Origin of the sequence: Chitinophaga pendula (assembly GCF_020386615.1) — a bacterium.
Taxonomy (GTDB): Bacteria; Bacteroidota; Bacteroidia; order Chitinophagales; family Chitinophagaceae; genus Chitinophaga; species Chitinophaga pendula.
The window spans coordinates 1,031,709-1,057,549 of sequence record NZ_CP077769.1 but is presented as its reverse complement, the minus strand read 5'-3'; the positions used below and the strand labels follow the sequence as shown (position 1 = coordinate 1,057,549).

The 25,841-nt window shown below is 47.7% G+C and carries 24 protein-coding genes; 10 read left to right on the top strand and 14 right to left on the bottom strand.

Annotated elements, in window-relative coordinates:
• Positions 1–26: 26 nt before the first annotated feature.
• Both KTO58_RS04225 and KTO58_RS04220 read right to left on the bottom strand, forming a co-directional pair.
• Positions 27–1,427 (bottom strand): type III PLP-dependent enzyme domain-containing protein, encoded by a 1,401-nt coding sequence (locus tag KTO58_RS04225; protein WP_095840587.1) that lies wholly within the window; start codon positions 1,425–1,427, stop codon positions 27–29.
• 309 nt (positions 1,428–1,736) lie between these two features.
• Positions 1,737–2,372: a WbqC family protein gene (locus KTO58_RS04220; protein WP_095840588.1), complete on the bottom strand. Its 636-nt coding sequence runs from the start codon at positions 2,370–2,372 to the stop codon at positions 1,737–1,739.
• A gap of 437 nt (positions 2,373–2,809) precedes the next feature.
• Here KTO58_RS04220 and KTO58_RS04215 point away from each other — a divergent pair, with 437 nt between their 5' ends.
• A complete protein-coding gene (locus tag KTO58_RS04215; protein WP_095840589.1) occupies positions 2,810–3,265 on the top strand; it encodes an LEA/WHy family protein in 456 nt (151 codons plus the stop codon).
• A gap of 313 nt (positions 3,266–3,578) precedes the next feature.
• Here KTO58_RS04215 and aspA read toward each other — a convergent pair whose 3' ends face one another.
• The 3 genes from aspA to pyrE all read right to left on the bottom strand — a co-directional run bounded on the left by aspA (position 3,579) and on the right by pyrE (position 6,190).
• Positions 3,579–4,991 carry an aspartate ammonia-lyase gene (gene aspA / locus KTO58_RS04210; protein ID WP_095840590.1) on the bottom strand — a complete coding sequence of 471 codons (1,413 nt, stop codon included), beginning with the start codon at positions 4,989–4,991 and terminating at the stop codon, positions 3,579–3,581.
• Positions 4,992–5,110: 119 nt separating this feature from the next.
• Positions 5,111–5,491 carry a heavy-metal-associated domain-containing protein gene (locus tag KTO58_RS04205; RefSeq protein WP_095840591.1) on the bottom strand — a complete coding sequence of 127 codons (381 nt, stop codon included), beginning with the start codon at positions 5,489–5,491 and terminating at the stop codon, positions 5,111–5,113.
• 63 nt (positions 5,492–5,554) lie between these two features.
• Positions 5,555–6,190 carry an orotate phosphoribosyltransferase gene (gene pyrE / locus KTO58_RS04200; RefSeq protein ID WP_095840592.1) on the bottom strand — a complete coding sequence of 212 codons (636 nt, stop codon included), beginning with the start codon at positions 6,188–6,190 and terminating at the stop codon, positions 5,555–5,557.
• Positions 6,191–6,226: 36 nt separating this feature from the next.
• Here pyrE and KTO58_RS04195 point away from each other — a divergent pair, with 36 nt between their 5' ends.
• Positions 6,227–6,853, top strand: coding sequence for an NUDIX hydrolase (locus tag KTO58_RS04195; RefSeq protein WP_095840593.1), 627 nt, complete (start codon positions 6,227–6,229; stop codon positions 6,851–6,853).
• On the opposite strand, the gene KTO58_RS04190 is transcribed toward KTO58_RS04195, so the two are convergent.
• Genes KTO58_RS04190 through KTO58_RS04170 form a run of 5 tightly spaced genes read right to left on the bottom strand, consistent with a single transcriptional unit; the run spans position 6,854 to position 9,826 of the window.
• Positions 6,854–7,405 (bottom strand): hypothetical protein, encoded by a 552-nt coding sequence (locus KTO58_RS04190; protein WP_095840594.1) that lies wholly within the window; start codon positions 7,403–7,405, stop codon positions 6,854–6,856.
• Between the two features lie 32 nt (positions 7,406–7,437).
• A complete protein-coding gene (locus tag KTO58_RS04185; RefSeq protein WP_095840595.1) occupies positions 7,438–7,869 on the bottom strand; it encodes a hotdog fold thioesterase in 432 nt (143 codons plus the stop codon).
• A gap of 27 nt (positions 7,870–7,896) precedes the next feature.
• Positions 7,897–8,376 carry a pantetheine-phosphate adenylyltransferase gene (gene coaD, locus KTO58_RS04180; RefSeq protein WP_095840596.1) on the bottom strand — a complete coding sequence of 160 codons (480 nt, stop codon included), beginning with the start codon at positions 8,374–8,376 and terminating at the stop codon, positions 7,897–7,899.
• Positions 8,377–8,408: 32 nt separating this feature from the next.
• Positions 8,409–8,963 carry an RsmD family RNA methyltransferase gene (locus tag KTO58_RS04175; RefSeq protein WP_095840597.1) on the bottom strand — a complete coding sequence of 185 codons (555 nt, stop codon included), beginning with the start codon at positions 8,961–8,963 and terminating at the stop codon, positions 8,409–8,411.
• Complete coding sequence (locus KTO58_RS04170; protein ID WP_095840598.1) at positions 8,954–9,826, bottom strand: DUF3822 family protein; 873 nt, start codon at positions 9,824–9,826, stop codon at positions 8,954–8,956. Before KTO58_RS04170 ends, KTO58_RS04175 begins: the two co-directional genes overlap by 10 nt.
• A 130-nt stretch (positions 9,827–9,956) precedes the next feature.
• On the opposite strand from KTO58_RS04170, the gene KTO58_RS04165 reads away from it, so the two are divergent.
• The gene (locus KTO58_RS04165) at positions 9,957–11,288 is read left to right on the top strand and encodes an MATE family efflux transporter (RefSeq protein WP_095840599.1); all 1,332 of its coding nucleotides are present in this window, start codon (positions 9,957–9,959) and stop codon (positions 11,286–11,288) included.
• A gap of 53 nt (positions 11,289–11,341) precedes the next feature.
• Here KTO58_RS04165 and KTO58_RS04160 read toward each other — a convergent pair whose 3' ends face one another.
• Positions 11,342–11,767 (bottom strand): VOC family protein, encoded by a 426-nt coding sequence (locus tag KTO58_RS04160; protein ID WP_095840600.1) that lies wholly within the window; start codon positions 11,765–11,767, stop codon positions 11,342–11,344.
• Positions 11,768–11,955: 188 nt separating this feature from the next.
• Here KTO58_RS04160 and KTO58_RS04155 point away from each other — a divergent pair, with 188 nt between their 5' ends.
• The 7 genes from KTO58_RS04155 to KTO58_RS04125 all read left to right on the top strand — a co-directional run bounded on the left by KTO58_RS04155 (position 11,956) and on the right by KTO58_RS04125 (position 23,465).
• Positions 11,956–12,543, top strand: coding sequence for a TetR/AcrR family transcriptional regulator (locus KTO58_RS04155; protein WP_095840601.1), 588 nt, complete (start codon positions 11,956–11,958; stop codon positions 12,541–12,543).
• A 51-nt stretch (positions 12,544–12,594) separates the two neighbouring features.
• A complete protein-coding gene (locus KTO58_RS04150) occupies positions 12,595–13,056 on the top strand; it encodes a hypothetical protein (protein ID WP_095840602.1) in 462 nt (153 codons plus the stop codon).
• A gap of 28 nt (positions 13,057–13,084) precedes the next feature.
• Positions 13,085–13,402 (top strand): DUF3817 domain-containing protein, encoded by a 318-nt coding sequence (locus KTO58_RS04145; protein WP_095840603.1) that lies wholly within the window; start codon positions 13,085–13,087, stop codon positions 13,400–13,402.
• A gap of 626 nt (positions 13,403–14,028) precedes the next feature.
• Positions 14,029–16,932, top strand: coding sequence for a SusC/RagA family TonB-linked outer membrane protein (locus tag KTO58_RS04140; RefSeq protein ID WP_157753193.1), 2,904 nt, complete (start codon positions 14,029–14,031; stop codon positions 16,930–16,932).
• 5 nt (positions 16,933–16,937) lie between these two features.
• Complete coding sequence (locus tag KTO58_RS04135; protein WP_095840605.1) at positions 16,938–18,608, top strand: RagB/SusD family nutrient uptake outer membrane protein; 1,671 nt, start codon at positions 16,938–16,940, stop codon at positions 18,606–18,608.
• A 21-nt stretch (positions 18,609–18,629) separates the two neighbouring features.
• The gene (locus KTO58_RS04130) at positions 18,630–21,710 is read left to right on the top strand and encodes a SusC/RagA family TonB-linked outer membrane protein (protein ID WP_095840606.1); all 3,081 of its coding nucleotides are present in this window, start codon (positions 18,630–18,632) and stop codon (positions 21,708–21,710) included.
• Between the two features lie 15 nt (positions 21,711–21,725).
• Positions 21,726–23,465, top strand: coding sequence for a RagB/SusD family nutrient uptake outer membrane protein (locus tag KTO58_RS04125; protein WP_095840607.1), 1,740 nt, complete (start codon positions 21,726–21,728; stop codon positions 23,463–23,465).
• A 113-nt stretch (positions 23,466–23,578) separates the two neighbouring features.
• Here KTO58_RS04125 and KTO58_RS04120 read toward each other — a convergent pair whose 3' ends face one another.
• From KTO58_RS04120 to trxB, 3 genes are all read right to left on the bottom strand, one after another.
• The gene (locus KTO58_RS04120) at positions 23,579–24,334 is read right to left on the bottom strand and encodes a tetratricopeptide repeat protein (RefSeq protein ID WP_095840608.1); all 756 of its coding nucleotides are present in this window, start codon (positions 24,332–24,334) and stop codon (positions 23,579–23,581) included.
• 113 nt (positions 24,335–24,447) lie between these two features.
• Positions 24,448–24,798, bottom strand: coding sequence for a dihydroneopterin aldolase (locus KTO58_RS04115; RefSeq protein ID WP_157753194.1), 351 nt, complete (start codon positions 24,796–24,798; stop codon positions 24,448–24,450).
• Positions 24,799–24,880: 82 nt separating this feature from the next.
• Positions 24,881–25,834 (bottom strand): thioredoxin-disulfide reductase, encoded by a 954-nt coding sequence (trxB, locus tag KTO58_RS04110; protein WP_095840610.1) that lies wholly within the window; start codon positions 25,832–25,834, stop codon positions 24,881–24,883.
• Positions 25,835–25,841: the final 7 nt, after the last annotated feature.

The window sequence follows — 25,841 nt, the reverse complement described above, 5'->3', positions numbered from 1 at the left end:
TTCAGGTGGATTACTAACCCATTTTTTTAATAACCCAATATTTTCAACATGCTTTGCGCAGTTTGTTCTTTAGCGTAGAGCCAGTCTTTGAGTTGTCCGTTTTTGTCATAGCCGACGATGACATGTTTAGGGGACGGGATGAGGCAGTGTTTGATACCGCCGTATCCGCTGAGCTGGTCCTGGTAGGCGCCGGTGTGGAAGAACCCGATATAGAGGGGTTCGCCGTCGGTGCCTTGTTTGGGGAGGAACACGGCGTTGATATGTTCTTCTGAAGTATAGAAGTCATATCCGTCGCAGGTGAGGCCTCCGAGATGGACTTCCTGGTATTCCTGTTCCCATTTGTTGATGGGGAGCATGAGGAATTTTTCGCCTATGCCCCAGGTATCCGGGAGTGTGGTGATGAAAGAGCTATCGATCATGTACCAGATTTCGCGATCGTTCTGCATTTTTTCGCCGATCACGGAGTAGATCACGGCGCCGCTTTCGCCTACGGTGTAGGATCCGAATTCGGTGTAGATATCTGGTACGGGTACTTTATTCTTTTTACAAACGCTTTTGATGTTGGCTACGATTTCGTTTACTATATAATTATAGTCGTAATCGAACCCGAGGGAGTGTTTGATGGGGAATCCGCCGCCTATGTTGATACTATCCAGTTCGGGACAGATCTTTTTAAGTTGGCAGTAGAGGTTGAGGACGCGGTTGAACTGGCTCCAGTAATAGATATCGTCTTTGATACCTTTATTCATGAAGAAGTGGAGCATTTTGAGTTCAAACTTCTTGTTGCCCTTCAGTTTGTCTACATAGAATTCCAGTATATCGCGGGAGCGTATACCCAGCCGGGAGGTATAGAAGTCGAAGGTGGGTTCTTCTTCGGCGGCGATGCGCAGGCCGAGTTTCACCGGGTCCTTGGAACGGATGTTCTTTTGGTAGTCCTCCAGTTCTTCTTTATTGTCGAGCACGGGTACAACGTTTTTGAACCCGCTATTGATCATCTTGGCGATGGCGCGGGTATAAGATTTGGTCTTATAGCCATTGCAGATGACGTAAGTATCTTTACTGATCTTTTTCCGCTCGTATAGTTTGGCGATGATATCCATATCGTAGGCGAAGGAGGTCTCGATGTGGATGCCATGTTTGAGCGTTTCTTCCATTATAAAAGAGAAGTGCGAGCTTTTTGTGCAGTAGCAATAATAGTAATTGCCATCGTACTTATTCTTTTTAATGGCGTCCTGGAACATTTTTTTGGCTTTATTGATCTGGCTCCCGATTTTGGGGAGGTAGGTCAATTTGAAGGGGGTGCCGTATTTGTCTATCAGCCCTTTAATGTCTAAGCCATTAAATTCCAGGTAATTGTCATTAACCGTGAAGCCCTCTTGGGGGAATTCAAAGGTTTGTTTTACGAGGTCTGTGTAGGTGCTGTTCATTTAATGCTGTAAATGAATTTTAGGTTAGTAAAAAAAACTAAAATACAGGATAAATGCTCCTTTCCCCTCGCTGGAAAACTTCTGGACTGTTCCCAGATACTTTGGTTATTTGGTAACCGAAGTCGCTTATAATTAAGCAGATCAAACAACATCCTACGTCAGTTCGAAACCCAGCAAAATTGGTTGCAAAGCTAATTATTTTGTCCTATTGCGGCTGGAAAAATTTTCCCGTTTTTTCACAACAGGGCGCAAATATATAGTATATTTTATTAGTCAATACCTTGTGTACGACTGTTTATCAATAAAATTTCAATCTTTCAACAGGTCGAGGCTATGTTTTCCTTCGCAGAACAGGAGGTCCAAGATGCTCATGTTAGGGAGGAAGCCGGTTCTATCCTGGAATACCTGCGTGTATTCGGGGAGGGTGATCTGTTCCGGGAGTTGTGCGGGACGCATTTGGTCTCTTTTATCGGTGACACCGGGTATATTATATTCTTTTTCAAATGTTTGTGTGAATTCGACGGGTATGTCGTATCCGAGGGCGCCATGTGTCCATTCGAGGCAGGCGATGTTCCAATCTAGGAGGTATTCGAACGGTCTTTCGTAGAGGTGCTGCAGTTCATCTTCGAAGTATTCGAACCAAGGGGAGCGTCTGTAAGCGGACACGAGTGTTTTCCAGTGGAGGGACTGCCATTTTTCCTCATTACTAATTTTGACATCTTTCATGACGGTGCGTTGATTTTTTCCTTTGAGGAGGGGAACGCTTAGAAGGATGCCGCCATTTGGGCCAGCTATGTAACAACGATTGCGATAGCTGAGTTTTTGGTAGTGTTCATATTTTTCGAGCAGTAATATGTCGCTATTTATTAAAGTTTTATAAAAATAAATACTCGGAAAGTATTGACTTTCAATAAGTAACGTCTTCTTAATCAGTTGTTCCTCCATAATTTCTATCTTGTTATCAGCCGGGTTAAAAACGGGTAGTTCCGAGTGATGAACTAATTATAAATGTTCTCTTAACAATTAATTGTAAGTAATTGTAATACAGAGCATAGAAAGAAAAGAAATATGCTATTTTCTTTAGTATTTGTTATTGAAGGGGTTGTAATTGGATGGGGAATAAAATACTAAAGAATTTAGCAGGATTTTTAGCTGTTCTTCCTGTTTTTCCACTTAAAGAGAAATGTTAAGTATCACATGATCCTTTTGCTTTTGCAAAGGTGCAAATTTTCTTTGACGTCTGAAAGTTTAGTCTTTACTACGCTCCTACTCTTTGGGATTGCCTGTAATGTTGTCAGTACAGTCTCTGCAATATATAATTTTAAAAAGAGGATTTTATGCAAAAGTTGTAGGTTTGATAAATAAAAAGTCCGGTCAATTTTATGAGAAATTTCCGCTTGATATTATTAGTGTTGATCACCTGGGGTATGATCAGTTCGTGTGAAAAGATGAAGGATCTGCAGTTTGTCCGGGTTGCGGGATTCAGCTTAGGCGAGCTCGGCTTTAGCAAGAGCACGGTATCGCTGACGCTGGCTTACTACAATCCGAATAATTTCAATTTGCAGCTGAAGGATGCTTCTTTTGATCTTTTCTTTGACGACACCCAGGTGGGTCATTCGATACAGGATACGATGATCCGTATTCCGGCCAGGGATACCTTTTATTTTCCGGTGAAGCTGGAGGTAAATATGGAAAATGTGTTCAAGAATGCGTTGAGTGCATTTTCCAACAAGGAGGTGACCATTAAGGCCACCGGTAATTGTAAGGTCGGTAAGGGAGGTGTTTATCTACCTTTCCCGATTAAGTGTGAGACCCGTCAGGCGTTGAAGTTCTTTTAGGTCTCGTTTTACCATATTATATACGTAAAATGCCTGCCGTTCCGGTGGGCATTTTTTATACCGGGGGGATAAGACAGGGTTCGCTATGAAGTGCTCTGAAGATAGATTTTGGGTATACGAATGTTATACCTAAGGTACAGGAAAGGTGGACTTGAGATATACGAATGCTATACCTAAGGTATACAAAAGGTGGACCTGAGGTATATGAATGTTATACCCAAGATACAGGAAAGGTGGACTTGAGGTATACAAAAAAGGCTGATGATCTGCTCATCAGCCTTTTTTTTGTCCCGGTGTGGGTATAATTGATTTGTTAGTTATTGATGAATTTGGGATTGATCATATTCTCGAAGGAATATACTTCGTCCCATTTTTCCTGTGTGATGAGTTGGCGTTCCAGTACGACGATATCGTGAACGGATTTGCCGGTTTGGAGGGCTTCTTTGGCGACGCTGGCGCAGATCTCATACCCCAGGATGGGGTTGAGGGAGGTAACGATGCCTATGCTGTTCATGACCAGGTTGCGGCATACGTCTTCGTTGGCGGTGATACCATCTACGCATTTGCTTTGGAGGGTATAGCAGGCATTTTCCAGGTATCCGAGCATGGTAAACAGGCTGAAGGCGATGACTGGCTCCATGACGTTGAGTTGTAGTTGTCCTGCTTCGGCGGCCATGGTGATGGTGACGTCTGCTCCTATGACATAGTAGGCGGTTTGGTTGACTACTTCTGGGATCACGGGGTTGACTTTACCCGGCATAATGGAAGAGCCAGGTTGCAGTTTAGGCAGGTTGATCTCGTTGAGGCCGGCGCGGGGGCCGGAGGAAAGGAGGCGGAGGTCGTTACATATCTTGGATATTTTGATGGCGCATCGTTTGAGGGTACCGGAGAGCTGTACGTAGGCGCCGGTATCGGAGGTGGCTTCGATCAGGTCTTCGGAGAGTACGATGGGGATGCCGGTGACTTCGCGGAGGTATTGGGTGACTTTGACCGGGTATCCTTCGGGGGCGTTGATCATGGTGCCGATGGCGGTGGCACCCATGTTCACTTCTGTGATGAGGGCCTGTGCTTCTTTGATGCGCTGGATGTCTTCCTTGATGGTGGTGGAGAAGCCATTGAATTCTTCTCCGAGGCTCATGGGTACGGCGTCTTGCAGCTGGGTGCGGCCCATTTTGAGTACGCGGGCGAATTCCTGGCCTTTATGGTAAAATGCCTTTTGTAAGGTTTCGAGGGCCTTGATGAAGTGTTGCATTTTATTATAGAGGGCTATCCGGAAGGCGGTGGGATAGGCATCATTGGTGCTTTGTGAGCAATTGACGTGGTTATTGGGATGCAGGTGGTCGTATTGCCCTTTCTGGTATCCCATGTATTCGAGGCCGATATTGGCGATGACTTCGTTGGCGTTCATATTGACGGAGGTACCGGCGCCGCCCTGTATCATATCGGTAGGGAACTGGTCGACATATTCTCCGTTGATCAGTTTGTTGCTGGCGTAGATGATGGCATCTGCCAGTTTTTGGTCGAGTACTCCGCAGTCGCGGTTGGCCAGAGCGGCGGCTTTTTTCACGTATCCCAGTCCCTGGATGAAGAGGGGTTCTTTGGAGATGGGAATACCGGTGATATGAAAGTTTTCGATGGCACGTAGTGTTTGGATACCGTAGTAGACGGTATTGGCGATCTCACGTTCTCCCAGAAAATCATGTTCCTTCCTGCAATCCTTATTCATGGCTATTAAGTTTAATGCTTAAAGATCGGGATTATTTGTATGTGGGCGTCAGTTTGGGGGTATAAAAAAAGCGCAGTACCGAGGTACTACGCTTTTTGAATATTTTGCCGGAGGTGTTGTTAAGGTTTTTTCTTTTTATCCATTCCGCCGCCATCTTCAGGTTTTTTGCAGCAAGTGGGTAATTTCTCGTAAGATTCCGGGTTGGCCGTTACGTTATCTGCGTCGTATCCGACATTGGCGATGGCGGTTTTAACGTTTTCCAGGTTGGTACGATCGGCATAGAATTTTACGGTGGTGATTCCTTTTTTGAAGTCGACTTTGGAGTCGGCTACACCTTCTTCACGTTGGAGGTAGCGTTCTATGCGGTTTTTACAGCTTTCGCACTGAACGGTAGGGGTACTGATCTTGGCAGTTACCAGGTTACCTTTCTGTTTTACCTGAGCCATGGTAACACCGATGCCGGTAAAGAACAGCACTAACATTAACTTGAGGATACGCATAGTTGTTAATTTACACTGCTAATATATATAAAAAAGGACAAAGGTCATTAAGCTATTATATGGCTATTTGCCCCATTGGTCTGGTGCTGTTCTCCAGGATTGGAGGGTTTCGATTTCTTCTCCGGAGACGGTTCCTTTTTCGGCAGCCAGTGCGATGAGGGCGTTATAGTTGCTGAGGGAGTGGAATGGTACGCCGGCATCTTCGAAGGCTTTTACGGCGATATCGAAACCATAGTTAAAGATAGACACCAGGCCGATCACGTTGCCTCCTGCGGCGCGGATGGCATTGACTGCTTCGAGGCTGCTTTTGCCGGTGGAGATGAGGTCTTCCACTACTACGACGGGTTGTCCAGGTTGGAGTACGCCTTCGATCTGGTTGCCCATGCCATGTTCTTTTGGTTTGGAGCGGACATAGATGAAGGGCAGTTTGAGCTGATCAGCTACCAATGCGCCATGCGGGATACCGGCAGTGGCTACGCCAGCGATCACGGCAGCATCGGGGAAGGTTTCAAAAACGACGTTGCACAGTTCGGACTTGATATAGTCGCGTACGTAAGGATAGGATAACAACTTACGGTTATCGCAATAGATAGGCGACTTCCAGCCGGAGGCCCATGTAAACGGTTGAGCAGGGCTTAATTTGATGGCCTGCACCTGTAATAGTCTTTCTGCTACCTGTTTTTCGCTGATATTACTCATAGTGCGCAAAAATAGGGAATTCTTTATTTTTGTCGCATGGAAACCGTTACTACCATATATCTAAATGAGCGTCCGTTGGTGCTAAGCGCCACTCACCAATATATTCCCGCCCAATATGCGGATGCCATGTTATTTACTTCTCCTGATGACATTACGATCCGGGAGACGTTGCGGTCTTTGGAGGAAGGGCAACTGAAGGCGGCGATCTTTATACATCCGGACATTGAGGAGTTATTGCGTAATATACAGCAGCATTTTACGGTGTTGGTGGCCGGGGGTGGGTTGATCACGAACCCTGCCGGTGAGATATTGCTGATGTTCCGTCGTGGCAAGTGGGATTTGCCGAAGGGCAAGCAGGATGAGGGGGAGAGCCTGGAGACCTGTGCGGTGCGGGAGGTAGCCGAGGAGACAGGATTGCACAGTATACAGCTGGAGCATAAGATCACGGAGACCTTTCACTATTACCCTATGAAAAAGCAGAAGGTATTGAAGCATACTTACTGGTATAAAATGAAGTTTACCGGTACGGAGCTGACGGTTCCGCAGATCGAGGAGGATATTATGGATATACAGTGGATCCGTCCGGAGAACCTGGGAAAATATCTTTCTTATTCTTACCAGAATATCATTGATGTGTTTAAGCGGGAAGGTTACGTGCTATAGTTATGTTATATCATTGAGCCATTCCGGTTTAATGGCCTCTCCATGGATATTGTCGAGTTTTCCGTTGGTGAATTCGACGAAATGGATGGGGGCATTGAGCAGGTCGTAATAGAGGAGTAGGGTGATGGATCGCCCTGTGTAAATGTTGATACCTGCCAGGTACCGGAGGTGTTCGTCATGTGCAGCGACGGTGTCGATGGGTTGTTCTCCATCGTATTGCTCGGCGAGGTATTCTTTATAGAAGCCGAAGGATGCCAGGCGGAAGGTATGGAGATAGGCGTCGATATTATCTATGAAGTCTTTATAGGTATCGGCGAATTCGTCGAGCCAGGTTAATTGTGGTCCGAATATTTCTTCCAGGGGTTTATACTTCAGGGAGGGGTTTTCCTGTTGTTCTTTAGGGGTATATTGTATATTATGATCTCCGAGGCCTATTGAAAATGGTTGATCGAGGAAGAAGGGATGTTGGAAGACGGATTCTCCTGTATATCCTTGTCCCCGGGTATCTATGATGTTTCCCCAGAAAGGGTGTGAGATCTGTGGTTCAGACATGGTTAACTATTTTCCCTTATTTTCTTTCCTGTTTATTTCTTCTCGAGGATGGCCATGGTGAGTCGGCTTACGCAGATCAATTTGTGGTGATCGTCTGTGATGCGGATGTCCCATACGTGGGTGGTGGCGCCCAGGTGGAGGGGTCGGGCGGTGGCGTGTACGTATCCTTCTTTTACGCCTCTGACGTGGTTGGCATTGATCTCCATGCCGACGCATATTCTTTTTTCCGGATCGATGACCAATGCGGAGGCGATGCTGCCGACGGTTTCAGCCAGTGCGGCGGATGCGCCGCCGTGGAGTAGTCCATATGGTTGTTTGGTGCGATTATCTACGGGCATCATGATCCTCAGGTAATCGGGGCCGATCTCTGTGAACTCCATGCCGAGGTGTTCGCCGAGGGTTCCATAGAATCTTTCGTTCAGGTGTTCGAGGGAAACGTTTAAGGAATGCCAGATAGGTTTCATACAGCTGTTTTATGCTAAGCGAAAATATTATTGCAATGGTGTGGTAATGGTCTTGAGTACGGGAGCTGGTACCAGTCTGGAGACGTCGCCATTGTAGCGAACGATATCTCTAACGAGGGTGGACGCTATGGAAGCGTACGCGGGTGAGCAGCTCAGGAAGATTGTTTCGATGTCGGGCGCCATGGTGCGGTTGACGTCGGCGATAGCTTTTTCGTATTCGAAGTCGCCGATGGAGCGGATGCCTCTGAGTATGAAGCGGGCATTCAGGTGGCGGCAGAAATCGATGGTGAGACCTTTGTAGGTGGTCACTTTTATTCTAGGATCATCTTTATATATTTCCTGTATCCAGGCGGTACGTTGTTCGACGGTATACATGGGGGTTTTGCTGGAGTTGACGCCGATGCCAACGACCAGTTGATCGAACAGGTCGAGGGCGCGGTCGATGACATCCGTGTGGCCCAATGTGATGGGATCGAAAGTACCCGGGAATAGACAAATGCGCGACATACCAGTGATATTGGATTTGATGTAGCTACAAATTATTTTTTCAGTTCTTCTCTGTTGATAAAGATAGAGAAGATGGTGGTACCGTAGTTGCGTTCTGAGCGGTAATAGGAATACCCCTGATAGTTGTTCCTGGGAGTGTGTTCGAGTACGAACCAGCCTTCGGGATTGAGTAGTTCCCGTTCGAATATGATTTTGGGTAGTTCGTCGATGGTGGTCAATGCATAAGGGGGACCTGCGAAGATGAAGTCGAACTTATCGGTGCATTGTTCCAGGAATTTGAACACGTCCATGCGGAAGAGCTGGAGGTGGTGTATATCGAGAGAGGCGGCTGTCTTTTTGATATAGTCGGCCATGGCTGGATCTTTTTCTACGATGGTTTGGTCTTTGGCGCCGCGGGAGGCCAGTTCGTAGCTGATGCTACCGGTTCCGCCGAAGATATCGAGTGTTTTGAGGGACGGTACGTCCAGGTTATTCTCTATGATATTGAACAGTCCCCCTTTGGCGATGTCTGTTGTGGGTCTGGTGTGTGGCATGTTTGCCGGCGGCTGGAACCTTCTCCCTCCATATTCGCCTCCTATTATACGCATAAGGCCAGTGCATAAAGATTATGAAAATAGTATCCTGGTATTTCCTGCATTTTGGTGATATACTGGAGACCTGGTAGTCGTTGCATCCATTCTAGTTTAGGCAGGAATTTGTAGAGTTCCTGGTATATCTGGGAGTCGGTGGTAACGGCGCCACCCAGTTTTACTTTTACCTGTTGTTCGTCGAGGCCCAGTTGTCTGAGGGTATTGACGAGGTGGTATACGGCATCGAGTCCGCTTTGGAAGTTGAGGGATTGTTGGCTCAGTAGTCGTCCGGAAGTGTATACGGTGAGTGTGAGCCGTTGTTGTTGTACTTCCATGAAGGCGATGCCTTCGCTGTTGCGGAAGTCGAAGTCGTACGGGTATGCTTTCAGCAGTGCGGTGTTTGCATGTAACATGCGATCGGTGGAGAACTCTTTACGGAGGTACCCCAGCAGGTCTTTATCCACTGCGTATACGTTGACGAGGGATAGTTCGGGCAGGGTATCTGCGAGTACGGCTTCCTGCATTTTTTCGCGATAGGCGATGTGCAGGTAGTCTTTTTTGAGCTGGGGATCGTAATGTGTGTCTGGCACCAGGGTGCTACTGGCTGTATCGTAGCCTATCAAGACGGACCGGAAGGCGGTGAATAGCAATTTATCGGCGTCAAACACCTGTTCTATCATTTCCAGGTCGGCGGTGGTTTGCCGGGGCTGGAATTGGTATGATTTGAGGGCCAGGCATTTTTCAGCGGCGGGATCATACACCACATAGCTGAAGGTTCCGTTTCCTACCAGTACCAGGAGGTGGCAGGTGGTCAGGTCGGTTTCCAGCAGCGATTCATCGTCTACCGTATATACAGGATTTATATTGTAAGCTACGGGCATAGTGTACTATTATAAATTACCAGCTACAATAATAGGTAATTTTCGGCGGATCAATGGCACTTGTCTGGTTTATATAGAATTCGTGTAACGGTGCCGGCGGAAGCGATTTTGTTTTTGCACCTTTGCAGTTATGCAACTGGAAGTTACGAATCGGCAGATCATTCAAATTGCTGCGCCTATATGTCTGGCCTTGATAGTGCCCCAGATCAATCATATGACTAATATTGCGTTTGTAGGACGATTGGGGGAGTTTGAGTTGGCCGCCAACGGTATTGCCGGTATTTATTACCTGGTGATGTATATGATTGCCTATGGACTGAACAATGGCATGCAGGTGTTGATTGCCCGGCGTTCGGGTCAGCTGAACTATTATGGGATCGGGCAGTTGTTTTCCAACGGGATGATATTGGGGGTCCTGTTTTCGTTGTTAGCTATTGTGTTCACGTTGGTGATGGCACCTTATTTCTTTTCGAAGAGTCTTCATGATCCGCATATATACGAGGCAGCATTATCCTTTATCCGGATCCGTATCTGGGGGTTACCGTTGCTGATGTTGTTGGGGATGGCCAATGCCTTTTATATAGGGAGTGGTCATACGAAGGTGTTGGTGATCACGTCTTTGTGCCAGGAGTTTACGAATATCTTCCTGGATTACTCTTTGATCTTCGGTAAGATGGGGATGCCGGCGCTGGGGCTTAACGGCGCGGCGTATGCTTCTATTGCTGCGGAGGGGACGGGGATGGTGGTTGCTTACCTGATCATCCTAATCAACGGGTTTCACCGTCGTTTCCGCTTGTTCTCCTACCTGAAGCCGAACCTGGAGGTGATCAAACATATACTATCGGTATCGGCGCCATTGATCGTACAGTTCCTTTTCAGCATTGGCAGCTGGTTTGTGTTTTTCATTTTCATTGAGCACCTGGGTAACCGGCCGCTGGCTATTTCCAACATGCTACGGAGTGTGTTTGGGTTCTTCGGTATTTTTGTCTGGGCATGTGCGGCGGCGTGTAATACGCTGGTGAGTAATATTATCGGGCAGGGTAAGGAGGACCAGGTGTTTATGGCGATCCGGAAGGTGGTGTTGATCAGTGCCGGTTGCGGCGTGGTGGTTTGTTTGTTGCTGAACCTGTTTCCGGAAGGGATCTTACATATTTATACCAATGATGCCACGCTGATACAGGAAGCGGTGCCTTCTATGCGGGTGGTAACACTCAGTACCTTGCTGATGGCGGTATCTGCCATTGTATTTAACGGGGTGACGGGAACAGGTAATACTAAAGTGAACCTGTTGATAGAGTTTGCAGCGGTGTTGGGTTACCTGTTGTATTGTACTGTTGTGGTAGAGCGTATGCATAGTCCGCTATATATTGCCTGGTTGTCGGACTTTGTTTACTGGGCTATAATATTATTGATGTGTATCTGGTACTTGCGTAGTGGCCGATGGCGAAATAAGGCGATATAAGGATAAAAAAGGCGGTCTGTGCGGACCGCCTTTTTTTATCCTTATTCTTTTTGTTACTGTTTATTGATATCGTGGTTTACCATCCATTGGATACCAAATTTGTCGGTGAACATACCGAAGAAGGCGCCCCAGAAAGTCTCATCAAGCGGCATGGTTACCTGTCCACCGGCAGAGAGGCCTTCGAAGATACGGGTGGCTTCTTCCCTACTCTCTGTGTTGATAGAGATAGAGAAGTTGTTGCCTACGATCAGGGCATTGCCATAACCTCCGGGGGCATCACTCCCCATGATAACGGTGCCTTCGCCTACTGGTAAGGCGACATGCATTACGCCATCTCCTGGCGGAGGTGTACCATCTGTGGGAGGCATGTCTTTGAATTTTGCGAAGGTGATAAATTCTGTTCCGAATACGGATTTGTAGAAGTTGAATGCTTCTTCGCAATTGTCTTTAAAAGTGAGGTAGGGGTTTACTGCAGCCATAGTATTTGTTTTAGGAGCAGTAATTTATTGTATTTCCGAAGTACTAACAAGAGGCAGGGGTTTATTAATTATTTCTTCATGTGATCGTATGTCAGCAGGTATTGTCATGAAATAGAAATATTTGCGGTATATGTTCCAGGCGATTGATAAATATTTACTTTTGCAAAACATACCAAATAGTATTTTTTATGTCTAAAGCGGATCAGACGCGTTTAACCATCTTATCTAAAGCATTGGAGTTGGTGTACCGTAATGGGTATCAGTCTACGAGTGTAGACGATATCATTGCGAACACGAAGGTGACGAAGGGCGCTTTTTACTATCATTTTTCTTCGAAGGATGATATGGGATTGGCGATGATCAACGACGTGATGTATCCCGGTATGCGCGAGGTGATGATCAAGCCGTTGATACAATCGGCTGCTCCTATTACTGACCTTTATAAGATGATGGAGACGTTGCTGAAGGACGAGCAGCATTTTGATGTGGCATTTGGATGTCCGGCGATCAATCTGATCGAGGAGATGTCGCCTTTGAATGCGGAATTTAACAAGGCGTTAAGTAAGCTATCACTGGAGTGGCAGAAGGCGATACAAGCCAGTGTGGAGCAGGGCAAGGTGCGTGGAGTGGTGCGTGCTGGTGTTGATTCCAAACAAGTGGCTCATTTTGTCATTGCCGGTTATGGGGGTATTCGTAACCTGGGTAAGGTATTTGGGCGGGCCTGTTATACTACTTATCTGAAGGAGTTAAAAAATTACCTGCAAACGCTGGCATAATTTTTTTCACCTAAAACATACCAATTGGTATCTTTTATAATCTAATATACTATGTATTTGTTATTACTTACGCTGCACAGCATTGTGCGGTGGCTGGTGCTTTTTTTTCTGTTGTACAGTATTATCCGCGCTTTCAGGGGATATATAGGTGAGCGTTCGTTTACGGCGTCGGACAATGCTGTTCGTCACTGGACGGCCACGGTTGCGCATATACAGTTGGTATTGGGGATGGGATTGTATGTGATCAGTCCGATTGTACGATCGATCGTAGCGCGGCATATGGAGAGTGGTATCAATGACGGTTTTTTCTTCCGTTATATACACATTGCGATGATGTTGCTGGGTATTGTGTTGCTAACGATAGGATCTGCCAAAGCGAAACGTATTAAAGTAGATAAGGAAAAGTTCAGGACCATTATTATCTGGTATGTACTGGCGCTAGTGGTCATACTGCTGGCGATACCGTGGCCATTCTCTCCCCTATCGCAACGGCCTTTCGTGCGATTATTCTAATTACTTCATCTATTAAACAGACGGATTTATGTTTTCTTTAGTTAAGACCCAGGTGGGGCGTTTACGTATTATAGCCTTCCTGGAAGGCATGTCTTTGTTGTTACTGTTATTTGTTGCAGTGCCGATGAAATATATCTGGCATGATGCTGCTATGGTGAAGGCATTGGGGCCGGTACACGGTATATTGTTCCTGTTATTTATATACGGAGCTATTAGTGTCGGGGTGGTACAGCGATGGAAGTTTACGGAGACGACGTGGAAGGTATTGCTTGCCTGTATTATTCCATTTGGTACTTTTTATGTGGATTATAAGATCCTGAAATACGAGGTAGAAAATGGGGAGTAATAATTTTTTTCCTGCTGCCTTGAGATAACACTATTTTTCGATACTATTATAAGCGGGCCGTTCTATTGAAACGGCCTGTTTATCGTTGTTTGCTGTATGCCTGCTATTAAAATAAATTTGCAAATACGAGAATTTATCCCTTATTTAACATTCAGATTGCAATCGTTTGCACGTTACCAGCAGACGATGGTATTTTCTATCGTTCAATAAATAAGTATGTAGTACCAGAGACAGGCATTGGAATTGATTGGCCAGGCGTTTTTATTTTGTATTATCCACGTATTTTATCAATCTAATATTTGATCGAAGTAACCAGCGACGACATTATTTAAAAACAGGAGCATTCCTATCAACCAAGATCAGGGTATCTATCAGGAACTGATATATCGCGAAGGCTGTACTTCTTACCTAGTTATGAAAAGTTCTCCCCTATGCGGCATCCGTTTTAATCTGCCAACAAGGAGTTAATACTTGTAATAACAGTAATTGCTGCCCTATGCAATGACCGGTAGCCGAGGCTATGTTTCGGTACGGGATTGTTATTGACATTGCCGACTATGAATGGTGGCAAGCGGGAGTTTGCTGTCCGCCACGTTATACTATTACCACACGAAAAACTGACATTGATGAAAAAATGTTACGCAAAGTTGCTGTTCCTATTGCCGAGCGTGGGCATACTGGGGATGGGGCCAGGTGTTCTTACTTCGCGAGCGGTTTCGCGGAGTCCTCTTCTTTCTTCTTCTTTTTTTTATGTTGATCATTTGTATGCGGATACGGTTATCCGGGGGAAGGTAACGGAGGTACGCAAGCCACCATTGTCCCGGTTAGCGGTGAATGCCGATGATTCTGCGGCGTTGTTCCGTCAGGATTCCTTTTACCAGGTGTTATATGGTCAGCAGGCGAGGCGGGTATCGCTGGCTTCGTTGTCGGCCATTGAAACGCCAGCGCTCAGTAAGACGTATACGAATAACCTGTACGGCATGCTGGCGGGGCGGTTACCGGGACTACAGGTGACGCAAGCCAACGGGCAGCCTGCTTATGAAGCTTATTCTGCGATACTGCGAGGGAAGGCACCTATGATCATGATAGACGGTAGTCCTTCCAGGAATATGGTGGGTATCAACCCGGAGCAGATCGCATCGGTTACGTTACTGAAGGATGCGCTGGCCACTGCGATGTACGGCATGCGGGCGGCCAACGGCATTTTGCTGATCACTACGCGAAAGGGTGAAGAAGGGCCACAGCGGCTGTCATTTACGGCGACGGCCGGTCTTACAAAGTCGACCAAGATGATCCGCGGGCTTGGTGCTTACGATTATGCGCGATTGTATAACGAGGCACTTGCCAATGACGGCAAACCAGCAGCTTATACGGCAGCTGACCTGGATGCTTACCGGAATGGCAGTGATCCGTACGGACATCCTGATGTAGACTGGCGGAAGGAAGTGTTGAAGAACAGTGCTCCTTTTCAACGTTATGACCTGGCTATTTCAGGCGGGCGAGAGAATGCCCGGTATTTTGTGAATCTGGATTATACGAACCAGACCGGTCTTTTCAAGACTACGTCCATGAATAAGTATAATACGAATGCGGATATGAAACGTTACATTTTCCGTTCGAATGTAGATGTAAGAATCAATCGCAGTATTTCGGCCTCTCTTAACGTGATGGGGCGCATACAGAACAACAATGAGCCAGGCGGTTTTTCGGATGACATCATGACCGCTATCTTCAATACGCCGAATAATGCTTATCCCATCAGGAATCCTGACGGTTCACTCGGTGGTAACAACTTCTACCCTACTAACATCTACGGCCGTGCGGTAATGGCTGGTTATTACAATCTCTACTCCCGTGATCTGAATGCGGATCTTACTATCAAGGGGGATCTGAGTGATCTGGTGAAGGGCTTGTGGGTGAAGGGCAGTTTCTCCTTCTATACAAATTTTACGGAGGCGATCGTGCGTACCAAGACCAATGCGGTGTATTCCCTACGTGTAAATCCGGCGGGGGATACGACCTATCTGAAGTATGGTAATGACGGCGATATGACCAATGCCACGGCGTCTACCGCTACGGAACGTTTTCTTTATTCAGATGTACAGCTGGGGTATAACCGGCAGTTCGGGCCGCACGCTTTACAAGTAGTGTATACGGTGAATAATGATAACCGCATCTTAGGAAATCAGCTGCCGCAGTACTTTCTGGGTACCGCCGGCAGAGTGGCGTATAACTATCGAGAGAAATACCTGTTTGAATTGGCTATGGGATACAATGGCACCAACCGCTATCCGAAGCAAAAACGTTTTGGATGGTTCCCCGCGTTTGGTATTGGCTGGAATCTGGCGAGGGAATCGTTTCTACAGGCCTCCTGGCTGGATGAGCTTAAACTCCGCAGCAGTTATGGCTGGGTGGGTAATGCGTTTAACGGTAATCGTTTTTCGGGTACGGGCGAAGGCTATTTTGTGTACAATCAATATTATGAAGGCGGCACCGGTTATAATTTTGGCGCCAGTGCGACTGGTGTCAGTGGTGTGCGGGAGGGCCGGCTCGCCAACCCCTATGTTACCTGGGAGAAGGCCCGTAAGTTCAACCTGGGGATGGATTTGCGGCTGCTTTCGGGGAGGTTGTCCTTTACGGCGGAGTATTATAAGAACAGGTATTACGATCAGCTGATCACCCGGGGTAATGCTACGGCACTTCTGGGCACTACTTATCCGACGGAAAACCTGGGTAAATCAGATATCTACGGTACGGAATTCTCTCTCTTTTATCAGCATCATCATGCGCAATTCCACTACTATATAGGCGGCAATCTCAATTTTATACAACAGCGGCTGGTATATGAGGATGAGCCATCGAAGCCTTATCCCTGGCTAGTGAGAACGGGTAGTCATACTTTTTTAACCGGGTATGTATCTGACGGGTTGTTCCAGAGTAGGGAGGAGATTGCGCGAAGTGCCAGGCCGGACGGTTATGATCCTGTACCCGGGGATATCAAGTATAAAGACCTGAATGGGGATGGCCGGATCAATGCCTTTGATCAAACGAATATCAGTCCTGACAAAGCGCAGATTTTCTTTGGCATTAACGCTGGTTTTTCCTGGAAGGGTTTTGACTGTAATATACTCGTGCAAGGAACCGGTAACCGGTATTCTTTATTCCAGCTTAAAGAATTTGATAATGAAGGCAGGGGAAATGCGTGGGTGAACCACCTGGACAGATGGACACCGGAGACGGCTGCTACGGCTAGCTATCCCCGGCTTTCAGTAGGTAGCAATTTTAATAATGACCGGGTATCGGACTACTGGATGCGTAAGACCAGTTACTGGCGGTTGAAGAATGCGGAATTGGGATATACGCTTAGCAGTAACCTAATCCGGCGGGTGCGTATATCGTCGCTTCGTGTATTCGTAAACGGAACGAACCTGTTCACGCACAGTGCTATCAAGGAAGTTGACCCGGAGAACCTATATGGCAATTATCCTATACAGCAAGCATTTATGGCAGGTTTAAACATTAAATTCTAATCCCTATGAAAAGACTGATCATATTATTGCCATTGCTTTCCGTGCTTTTCTGGGCCAGTTGCAAGAAGGACGTAGAAGAAGGGCCGCTGGAGAACCTGGATGAGGATTACATCTTTGATCCTATCGACCAGAACGGCAACTATGCGGAGCAATTCCTGACAGATATCTATGCCAATCTCCCCACTGGTTTTAACCGTATCAGCAACTCTATGCTGGATGCTGCTACGGATGATGCGGTGCCTTCCCAGAACGGCAGCACTATTGAGCACCTGATATTCGGGCGTGTAGATCCATTTATGAACCCGGAGGATGTGTGGAGTCGTCATTACGGAGGTATCCGTAAGGTAAACATCTTTTTATCGAAGATAGACCGTGTGCCCAAGCCGAAGGACGTGCTTACTTACTGGAAGATGGAGGCTCGTTTTCTTCGTGCCTATTTTTACTTTGAGTTGGTGAAACGTTATGGGGGCGTGCCTTTGATGGGCGATAAGGTACCTACGCTGGCGGATGACCTTTCTTACAAACGTAATTCATTTGAGGAATGTATCAATTACATCGTTAGTGAGCTGGATGATATCCGGGCAGCATCCCGACCGGACCCGGTACCGGATGCGGAATGGGGACGCAGTAGTCAGGCGGTGGTACTGGCGCTTAAGTCCAGGGTACTCTTGTATGCTGCCAGTGCGCTTTTTAACGGCGGTAATATTGGCAGTAATGCTGCGGAGCGGCAGATAGCCGGTTATGCCACTTATGATGCAGAGCGATGGAGGAAGGCGGCACAAGCGGCGGATGCTGTTATTAAAACGGGCATTTACGGATTGGAGTCCAGTGCCAACTATGTGAATATTTTCGTGACGCGGCGTCATAAGGAGATCATCCTGGCATATATGCGTGGTAACAGTACGGATGTGGAGACCAATAACGGCCCAGTTGGGTTTACGCTCTATGGATTCCGTGGGTATACCAGTCCTACGCAGGATCTCGCGGAAGCGTTCCTGATGAAAAACAACAAACCTATTACAGATCCTACCTCCGGTTATAACCCTAACAATCCTGCCAGTAACCGTGACAACCGATTTGCCATGGTGTTCCTATACAACGGTGCACGCTGGTTCAAGAGAAATGTGGAAACATTTGAGGGCGGCCTGGATAAGCCAGGCGGCAACTTGGTACAGACGAAGACCGGTTATTATCTAAAGAAGTTCTGTTATAAGGCAGAGGAAGCCGCTTCTGTAGGTTCCCAGTCTCATAATTTTCCGTTGATCAGGTATGCGGAGATCCTGTTGAATTTTGCGGAGGCGACGAATGAAGCGGACGGGCCTACATCGGCAGCCCGGGATGCGGTTACGCAGATCAGGGCCAGAGGTGGATTACCGGCGGTACCTGGCAATATCAGCCAGGAGGAGTTCAGGGCGATGATACGTAATGAGCGGCGGGTGGAGTTGTGTTTTGAAGAGCACCGTTACTGGGATCTGCGGCGGTGGAAGACGGCGGCCAGTGTCTTAAACAAAGACCTGCGTGGCAGTAAGATCACGCGGGATGCGGGTGGTAGTTATCAATATGCACCTATTATAGCCGGCAGGATCAGCTTCAATGCGCCCCGTGCTTATCTGTATCCTATTCCCCAGAATGAACTATACCGGAATCGTAACCTCTTTCAAAACCCCGGTTGGTAATCACATTAAACGGTTGTTGTTATGAAAAAGATATTAAGCGTCATACTATTTATATTCTTTTTGTATCAGGCATCGGCGCAGGAAAAGCCTGTAGAGCGGCCGGTGGTCAGGGGTATTGTCCGGGATGCCAGCGGTCCGGTACCCGGCGTAGTCATTTATGAAAAAGATGTCACTAACAATGGTACGACATCGGGGCCTGACGGTAGTTTTCGGTTTTCGTTGCGCGGTAAGCAGTCTGTGCTGGTTGTTAAGATGGTGGGGTATCTGATGAAGGAGGTGGCGGCCAGTACGTCGCCTATGGATATCCTGATCCAGCAGGATGTGAAGGGTTTGGAGCAGGTGGAGGTGGTTGCCTATGGTCAGACCTCCAAACTTAGTAAGACGATTGCTTCGAGCAGTGTGAGCGGGGATGAGATCCGGCGGGTGCCGACAGCGAGTTTACAGAATGCGCTAGCGGGTAAGTTGCCCGGTTTTATTTCCATGCAGCGTTCCGGTCAGCCAGGTGCGGACGGGGCTGCATTTATGATACGCGGTACTACTACTTTTTCTGAGAACAGGAATGTGTCGCCTTTGATCATTGTGGACGATGTAGAGTTCACCGGTAATTTTTCGGATATAGATCCGGAGCAGGTTGCCAGTGTAACGATTCTAAAAGATGCGGCATCGGCTGCTGTATATGGTATCAAGGGGGCAAACGGCGTCATCGTGGTAACGACGATACGCGGGCAGAACGGAAAGTCTCAGATCCGGCTGACCACCAATACGGGATTGCAAGGCAATACGATCAGGCCCCGTTTCCTGAATGCCTATGAAACGGCGGTGATCCGTAACCGGGCGTTGGAGAGTGACGGGTTGCCACCGGACTGGACACAGGAGGACCTGGATGCCTGGAAAAACGGGACCGATCCTTATGGTCATCCGGATATCGATTGGTGGGGCACGCTGATACGGGATTATACTACGCAGACTAAAAATAACCTCAGCATCAATGGTGGTGTAGACAAGATGAAATACTTTATCTCTGTCGGGCATCTGTTTCAGAATGGTATCCTGAAGGATTTCCGGGATGCGACCTCTGAGGTGAATCCCAATTACTATCTGAAGCGTTATAATTACCGTAGTAATCTTGATTTCCAGGTGACCCGTTCTCTTGATCTGAGTATGGACCTGAGTGGTTATTTTACGGAGCAGAATGAACCTAATACGCGGGGGCGGGCTAACAGGAACCGTGTGTTTTTTGAGTTGTTCGATTACAAGGGTTTGCCGGCACACGCTTATCCTATTACCAATCCTGACGGTAGCTATGGTGCTGCGCCGGAGACTCTTGTGACAGGGCCGACCAACAATGTGATCGGGCGGTTGCGTCTGGGCGGTTACCGACGTACTTTTGAAAGCGATATACAGATCAACCTGCGGGCTACGCAGCGATTAAATTTCATCGCCAGTGGGCTGAAGCTGACAGGGCTTATCTCCTATTCCAGCAACCAGGATTTCCGGAGAAGTCTGACGCGTACCAATTTCCTATCTTTTATTTATAATTCGAGGAACCAGACCTATACTCCTTTTAATCCTTCAGTATACCGTAATGAGAAATATACGCTGGATGCACCTGCCAGTAGTACGGAGAAACGGTTGAATACACAGCTTTCTCTTAGTTATGACACGACTTTCCACAACCGGCATCATGTGTATGCGCTGGCTTTACTGAACCAGTTCAGTAATTCCAGGGGGGCAGGTATCCCTGAAAATTTCCGTGGGTATACTTTCCGGATGGGATATAATTTCAAGCGTAAGTATATGCTGGAGGTAAGTGGTGCATACAATGGCACGGATCGTTTCAAGTCCAGTTCCCGGTATGGTCTGTTCCCCGCCTTATCCGGCGGCTGGAATATAGGGGAAGAGCCATTTTTCCGGGATCATGTACGATTTATGGATCTGTTCAAGATACGCGGTTCTATCGGTGCTACGGGGTCGGATGATATCAACGACACGTATCAATACCTGTATGAGTATATCTATCTGGCCAGTGCGGATTACGGCTATAATTTCGGTGTGACGCCGCGATCTTCGGATGGTATCCGGGAAGGTACGTTGGGGAATGAGCATGTGAGCTGGGAGAAGGAATTGCAGTGGAATATCGGTACCGACATGAACTTTTTCAAAGGCAAATTATCTATTACGGGGGATGTATTCTACAAGCGGCGGCGGGATATTCTTTCTATCCGGAAGAGCTTATCTGACATCATTGGGATAGGGTTGCCAGCATCTAACATTTCTATTATTTCCAACAGGGGATTTGAAGTAGACCTTAACTATAATAATGCGATCGGGTCTTTCCGTTATCGTGTTAATGCGAATGTATCGGTAGCGAAAAACCGTATTGAGTTTATGGATGAGGGGGCGCCTGCTTTCCCCTGGCTGCGGGAGACAGGCGGGCAGACAGGCCGGGTGAAAGGCTATACGACGATCGGCTTTTACCAGGATCAGAAGGATATCGATACCAGTGCGGTGCCCTTGGGAGCACCGCCCCGTCCTGGTGATCTTAAATATAAGGACCTGAATGGGGACGGCATTATTGATCCTTATGATCAACGGTACATGGATTATTCGAATATCCCTACTACTAACTATGGGTTGACGATAGGCGGCGACTGGAAAGGGTTGTCTTTCAGTGTTACTTTCCAATCGGCCAGGCATTTCACGCTGAGTTCTTTTGCGGAAGCGGTGACGCCGTTCTTCGGTAATCTGCGGGAGGTGCATCAGGGAGCCTGGACGCCGGAGAACCGGGATAGCCCTACTTTTCCCAGGATATCCACGCTGGACAATATCAGTAATCCCCGTACGAATATGTCGGACTATTGGCAGATACGCGGAGACTATGTGAAGTTAAGGAATGTGGAGATCGCTTATACGCTGCCGAAGCGATGGGTGCAGGCGATCCGTCTGAACCAGGTGCGGGTATACGCCAATGGCTCGAACCTTTATACCTGGATGTTCGGCCGTAACCTGTATGATGTCGATCCTGAGGTCAGTTCGAATACGGAAGGCGGGGTATATCCGAATCAGAAGGTATACAACTTTGGTTTAAATGTTAGTTTCTAATTAATCCTATGAGGTATGAAAAGATCGTTCTTCTATATGTTACTCTGTTTATTCACGCCCGTATTGTTCACTGCGTGTTTAAAGAAAGATCTGCTGGATGCAACGCAGACCACTAATCTGAATGAGGAGAGTGTGTTCTCTGACAGTGCACGTACACATCGTTTCCTGTTGCAGATCTATAATGAGATGGGGGCCAACAGCTATGTACGCCGGTATGGTTCCAATAGTATTGCGGAATGTTCAGATGAGTCTACCTCGAAACTATTCGGCGGTACACAATCGTATGTGATCGTGATGCTGGGTACGTTGAGTGCTTCTATGACGGGGCCTTATAATGCGGTATATGTAAACGGGTATAACAATATACGCCGGGTGAATGTATTCCTGAAGAATTTACCCAGGACGCCTTTATCAGCGGAGATGAAGACCCGGTTAAAAGGGGAGGTACGGTTTCTGCGTGCCTGGTATTACTGGCAGTTATTGCAGCATTTTGGTGGTGTGCCTATTATACGGGATTCTATTTACACTAATTCCGATGATATCCGTAGTCCGCGGGCTACGATTGCACAGAGTGTACAGTACCTGACGCAGGAGCTGGATGAAGCGAGGCAGGACTTACCCTCTCCTTTGGAGCAGCGTTCGGAGGATTATGGTTTTGCTACGAAGGGGATGTGTATGGCGTTAAAATCGCGCTTGTTGTTGTATGCCGCCAGCCCTTTGTTCAATGGGGGGGCGGTGGGGAGTGCCAGTGCGGCGGTGCGGCCGTATATCAGCTATCCGACGGCTGACCCCAGCCGGTGGCAGCTGGCATTACAGGCTGCGGAGGAGGTGATCAACAGCGGTTATTATCAGCTGGTGGAGGATAATTCCAAACCCGGTTATGGTTTTTATAAACTATTCATTACGCGGTTCAACCCGGAATATATCCTGGCGGACATGCGGCCAGCGAACCGGGATATGGAAAGGCATTTTCTACCCGCTTCGCGGAATGGAGTGAATAATGCCTGTCCGTCGTTGAATATGGCGAAGTTGTTTGGTACGATCAGCGGCAAACCTATTATGGATCCTACTTCGGGTTATGATCCGAAGAAGCCATTTGAGAAGCGTGATCCCCGTTTTGACTATACCTTCATCAATAACGGTTCGTTATGGCGTACGCGTAGCAGCAGTACGGCTACGCCGGTATGGACGTATGTGGGAGCACCGACGGACGGTATTGATGCCAGTCTTGTTTTCACCGGTATGTATTTCCGTAAGTTCTGCAGTGAGGCGGCAACTGGTGACGGGGGTTCTACATCGGAGCGCTGCCTGCCGTTGCTCCGTTATGCGGAGATACTGCTTAACTATGCGGAGGCGGCCAATGAGACCGGCAATATCAACGGTGCTTATGATAAGCTGAAGATGATACGTAAGCGGGCGGGTATCTTACCTGGAGCGGATGAGTTATATGGTCTTAGGAGCGGGATGACGCAGGCGGAGATGCGTACGGTGATACAATTGGAAAGGGCGGTAGAGCTATGTTATGAAGATCAGCGTTATTTTGATGTACGGCGTTGGAAAATAGCGCCCCAGACGATGAATGTGACTATGATGCGTTTGCGGATCACGAAAAATGCGGACGGTAGTTTTTCTTACCAGGAGGTACCAGTAGAGAAGAATCCCAATCATATTTTCCGGGACAATCATTATTTCTTCCCGTTGCCGATGAATGAGATCATGAAGAACCCGAATTTGGTGCAGAACCCGGGGTATTGACCGAAGGGTTGTCTGTAAGCCTGCGGGTCAGGGAGTAGTAAAAAGAAGCCGGCCTCACTGTATGTGTTGATGCACATATAGTGAGGCCGGTGTGTGTGTGTATATAAAGCATGTTATTGCAGGTTATCAAGCATTTTTTTACAATCTGCTTTGATGGTGGGATCGTCTTGTACGATGGTGCGGAGGGTGAGTGCTTTTTTAAGTACGTCTATGGCTTTCTCCTGTTCATCGTTTTGTTTGTATGCTCTGGCCAGCTCGTAGTAGTTGAGGATAAATCCTGGGTCGAGCTGGCGGCATTTTTCGTAGTTGGCGATGGCGTTGGCGAGAGAGCCATCTGGGAGGCCACCGAAGAGTACTTTAGCGGCGGAGCGTTCGAAGACGTTGAGGTTAGCGACTTCGTAGTTCCATTTTCCGAGTACGTGATAGGCTTCGCCCAGGTTGGGATTGAATTTGATGGCCAATTCGGCGTATTTCTTTACGTCTTTGGAGGCGGCCACTTTATCTTTTGCGCCGGATATGAGCGCCATACGTCCCATGGCTACTGCCATGGAGTAATTGGCATCGGCGTTGTTGGGTGCTACTTTGAGTGCCTGGAGGGCATAGTTTTTTGCCTGGTTAAAATAATTCGTTTTGCTGCTTTTGTCTTTTTGACGGTTACCTTCCCGTGATGACAGCTGGCTGGCTCTGATGAGGGCGGTGAGCTGATCGGGTTGGATCTTCAATACATCTTTATAGGTGTTGAGTGCTGCTGTTTCTTTCATTTGGGTCTCCTGTTGTTTTCCCTGAGCCAGCAGTTCATCTACCGTCTGCGCCTGTACGTTGAATACAGTGATCAAAAACAGTGCAGCTGTCGTAATCATTTTAACCATAGGGTGGATTTTTCATAAAAATACCGAAAAACCGCTTCCAAAGTCCAGTTTTCAGCTATCTGAAAGGACATTTTTTAGTGTTAAATGGACAGTATGTATGATATGGGGGAGGATCAATAATTTTTTTCGATGGCGACCATGGAGTGTTTTACGTTACCGCCGAGGGGGGGATTTACTTTACGAAGGGTGACGATGCTATGTTGTATTTCGGGGTATTGGGTTTTGATGGCATCGGAGATATCGGTTACTACCTGTTCGAGCAATTGTTGCGGGATGGCCATGATATTTTTGGCGATGGCATATAGGCCTTCGTAGTTAACGGTATCGGAGAGGTCTTCTACGGCGAGGGTGCCCGGTATCTGGACTTTGATATCGAGGAGGTAGTCGGTGCCGATGATCTGTTCTTCGGCATATAGACCATGAAGGGCCCTGAAGTGGGCTTGTTCCAAAGCGATGGTAAGCAATTTGGTATTATTTACGGATGAGGGCAGGGCTACGACCGGTGTGAGGGGTCGTAGTCCTGTTTGATAAGGTATTACATTACGCTTAGGCGTGGTGTTCGAGGGCGGAGAGGTAGCGTTCTGCGTCGAGGGCTGCCATACAGCCGCTGCCGGCGGCGGTTACTGCCTGTCTGTAGATTTTGTCCTGTACGTCGCCGCAGGCGAATACGCCTTCGAGGCTGGTGCGGCTGGTACCTGGAACGGTTTGGATGTAGCCCTGTTCGTCCATATCGAGGACATTGGCGAATATGCCGGAGTTGGGCTGGTGGCCGATGGCTACGAAGAAGGCGCTTACGGGGACCTCTTTTACTTCGTTGGTTTTGCTATTCCGGATCCTGACGCCTTCTACTTTTTTATCGCCCAGGACTTCGTCTGTTTCGGAGTTCCAGTATACGATGATATTGGAGGTTTTGAGTACGCGGTCCTGCATGATCTTGCTGGCGCGCATTTCGTCGCGGCGAACGAGCATGTGGACGGTGGTACACATTTTAGAGAGGTAGAGTGCTTCTTCGGCGGCGGTATCACCGGCGCCTACGATGGCTACTTCTTTTCCTCTGAAGAAGAATCCGTCGCATACGGCGCAGGCGGAAACGCCGCTACCGTTGAGTCGTTGTTCGGAGGGTATTCCGAGCCATTTGGCGGAGGCGCCGGTGGCGATGATGACAGCATCTGCGGTGATTTCTTTTTCTTCGTCGATGGTGACGGTATATGGTTTTTTAGAGAAGTCGACGGAGCTAGCCATGCCGTAGCGGATGTCTGCGCCCATGCGCGCTGCTTGTTTTTCGAAGTCCACCATCATTTCGGGGCCCTGTACGCCTTCGGGGTATCCCGGATAGTTTTCTACTTCTGTGGTGATGGTGAGTTGTCCGCCGGGCTGTATGCCCTGATAGAGGACAGGTTTAAGGTTAGCGCGGGCGGCGTAGATGGCTGCAGTGTAACCTGCGGGGCCAGAACCTATGATTAGTAAATGCACATGTTCTTTCTGTTGTGTGTTTTCCATACTACTT

Bases quoted from the DNA above. Each gene is read 5' to 3' on its own strand.
- KTO58_RS04225 (WP_095840587.1), bottom strand. From the start codon at position 1,427: ATGAACAGCACCTACACAGACCTCGTAAAACAAACCTTTGAATTCCCC.
- KTO58_RS04220 (WP_095840588.1), bottom strand. From the start codon at position 2,372: ATGGAGGAACAACTGATTAAGAAGACGTTACTTATTGAAAGTCAATAC.
- KTO58_RS04215 (WP_095840589.1), top strand. From the start codon at position 2,810: ATGAGAAATTTCCGCTTGATATTATTAGTGTTGATCACCTGGGGTATG.
- aspA (WP_095840590.1), bottom strand. From the start codon at position 4,991: ATGAATAAGGATTGCAGGAAGGAACATGATTTTCTGGGAGAACGTGAG.
- KTO58_RS04205 (WP_095840591.1), bottom strand. From the start codon at position 5,491: ATGCGTATCCTCAAGTTAATGTTAGTGCTGTTCTTTACCGGCATCGGT.
- pyrE (WP_095840592.1), bottom strand. From the start codon at position 6,190: ATGAGTAATATCAGCGAAAAACAGGTAGCAGAAAGACTATTACAGGTG.
- KTO58_RS04195 (WP_095840593.1), top strand. From the start codon at position 6,227: ATGGAAACCGTTACTACCATATATCTAAATGAGCGTCCGTTGGTGCTA.
- KTO58_RS04190 (WP_095840594.1), bottom strand. From the start codon at position 7,405: ATGTCTGAACCACAGATCTCACACCCTTTCTGGGGAAACATCATAGAT.
- KTO58_RS04185 (WP_095840595.1), bottom strand. From the start codon at position 7,869: ATGAAACCTATCTGGCATTCCTTAAACGTTTCCCTCGAACACCTGAAC.
- coaD (WP_095840596.1), bottom strand. From the start codon at position 8,376: ATGTCGCGCATTTGTCTATTCCCGGGTACTTTCGATCCCATCACATTG.
- KTO58_RS04175 (WP_095840597.1), bottom strand. From the start codon at position 8,963: ATGCGTATAATAGGAGGCGAATATGGAGGGAGAAGGTTCCAGCCGCCG.
- KTO58_RS04170 (WP_095840598.1), bottom strand. From the start codon at position 9,826: ATGCCCGTAGCTTACAATATAAATCCTGTATATACGGTAGACGATGAA.
- KTO58_RS04165 (WP_095840599.1), top strand. From the start codon at position 9,957: ATGCAACTGGAAGTTACGAATCGGCAGATCATTCAAATTGCTGCGCCT.
- KTO58_RS04160 (WP_095840600.1), bottom strand. From the start codon at position 11,767: ATGGCTGCAGTAAACCCCTACCTCACTTTTAAAGACAATTGCGAAGAA.
- KTO58_RS04155 (WP_095840601.1), top strand. From the start codon at position 11,956: ATGTCTAAAGCGGATCAGACGCGTTTAACCATCTTATCTAAAGCATTG.
- KTO58_RS04150 (WP_095840602.1), top strand. From the start codon at position 12,595: ATGTATTTGTTATTACTTACGCTGCACAGCATTGTGCGGTGGCTGGTG.
- KTO58_RS04145 (WP_095840603.1), top strand. From the start codon at position 13,085: ATGTTTTCTTTAGTTAAGACCCAGGTGGGGCGTTTACGTATTATAGCC.
- KTO58_RS04140 (WP_157753193.1), top strand. From the start codon at position 14,029: ATGAAAAAATGTTACGCAAAGTTGCTGTTCCTATTGCCGAGCGTGGGC.
- KTO58_RS04135 (WP_095840605.1), top strand. From the start codon at position 16,938: ATGAAAAGACTGATCATATTATTGCCATTGCTTTCCGTGCTTTTCTGG.
- KTO58_RS04130 (WP_095840606.1), top strand. From the start codon at position 18,630: ATGAAAAAGATATTAAGCGTCATACTATTTATATTCTTTTTGTATCAG.
- KTO58_RS04125 (WP_095840607.1), top strand. From the start codon at position 21,726: ATGAAAAGATCGTTCTTCTATATGTTACTCTGTTTATTCACGCCCGTA.
- KTO58_RS04120 (WP_095840608.1), bottom strand. From the start codon at position 24,334: ATGGTTAAAATGATTACGACAGCTGCACTGTTTTTGATCACTGTATTC.
- trxB (WP_095840610.1), bottom strand. From the start codon at position 25,834: ATGGAAAACACACAACAGAAAGAACATGTGCATTTACTAATCATAGGT.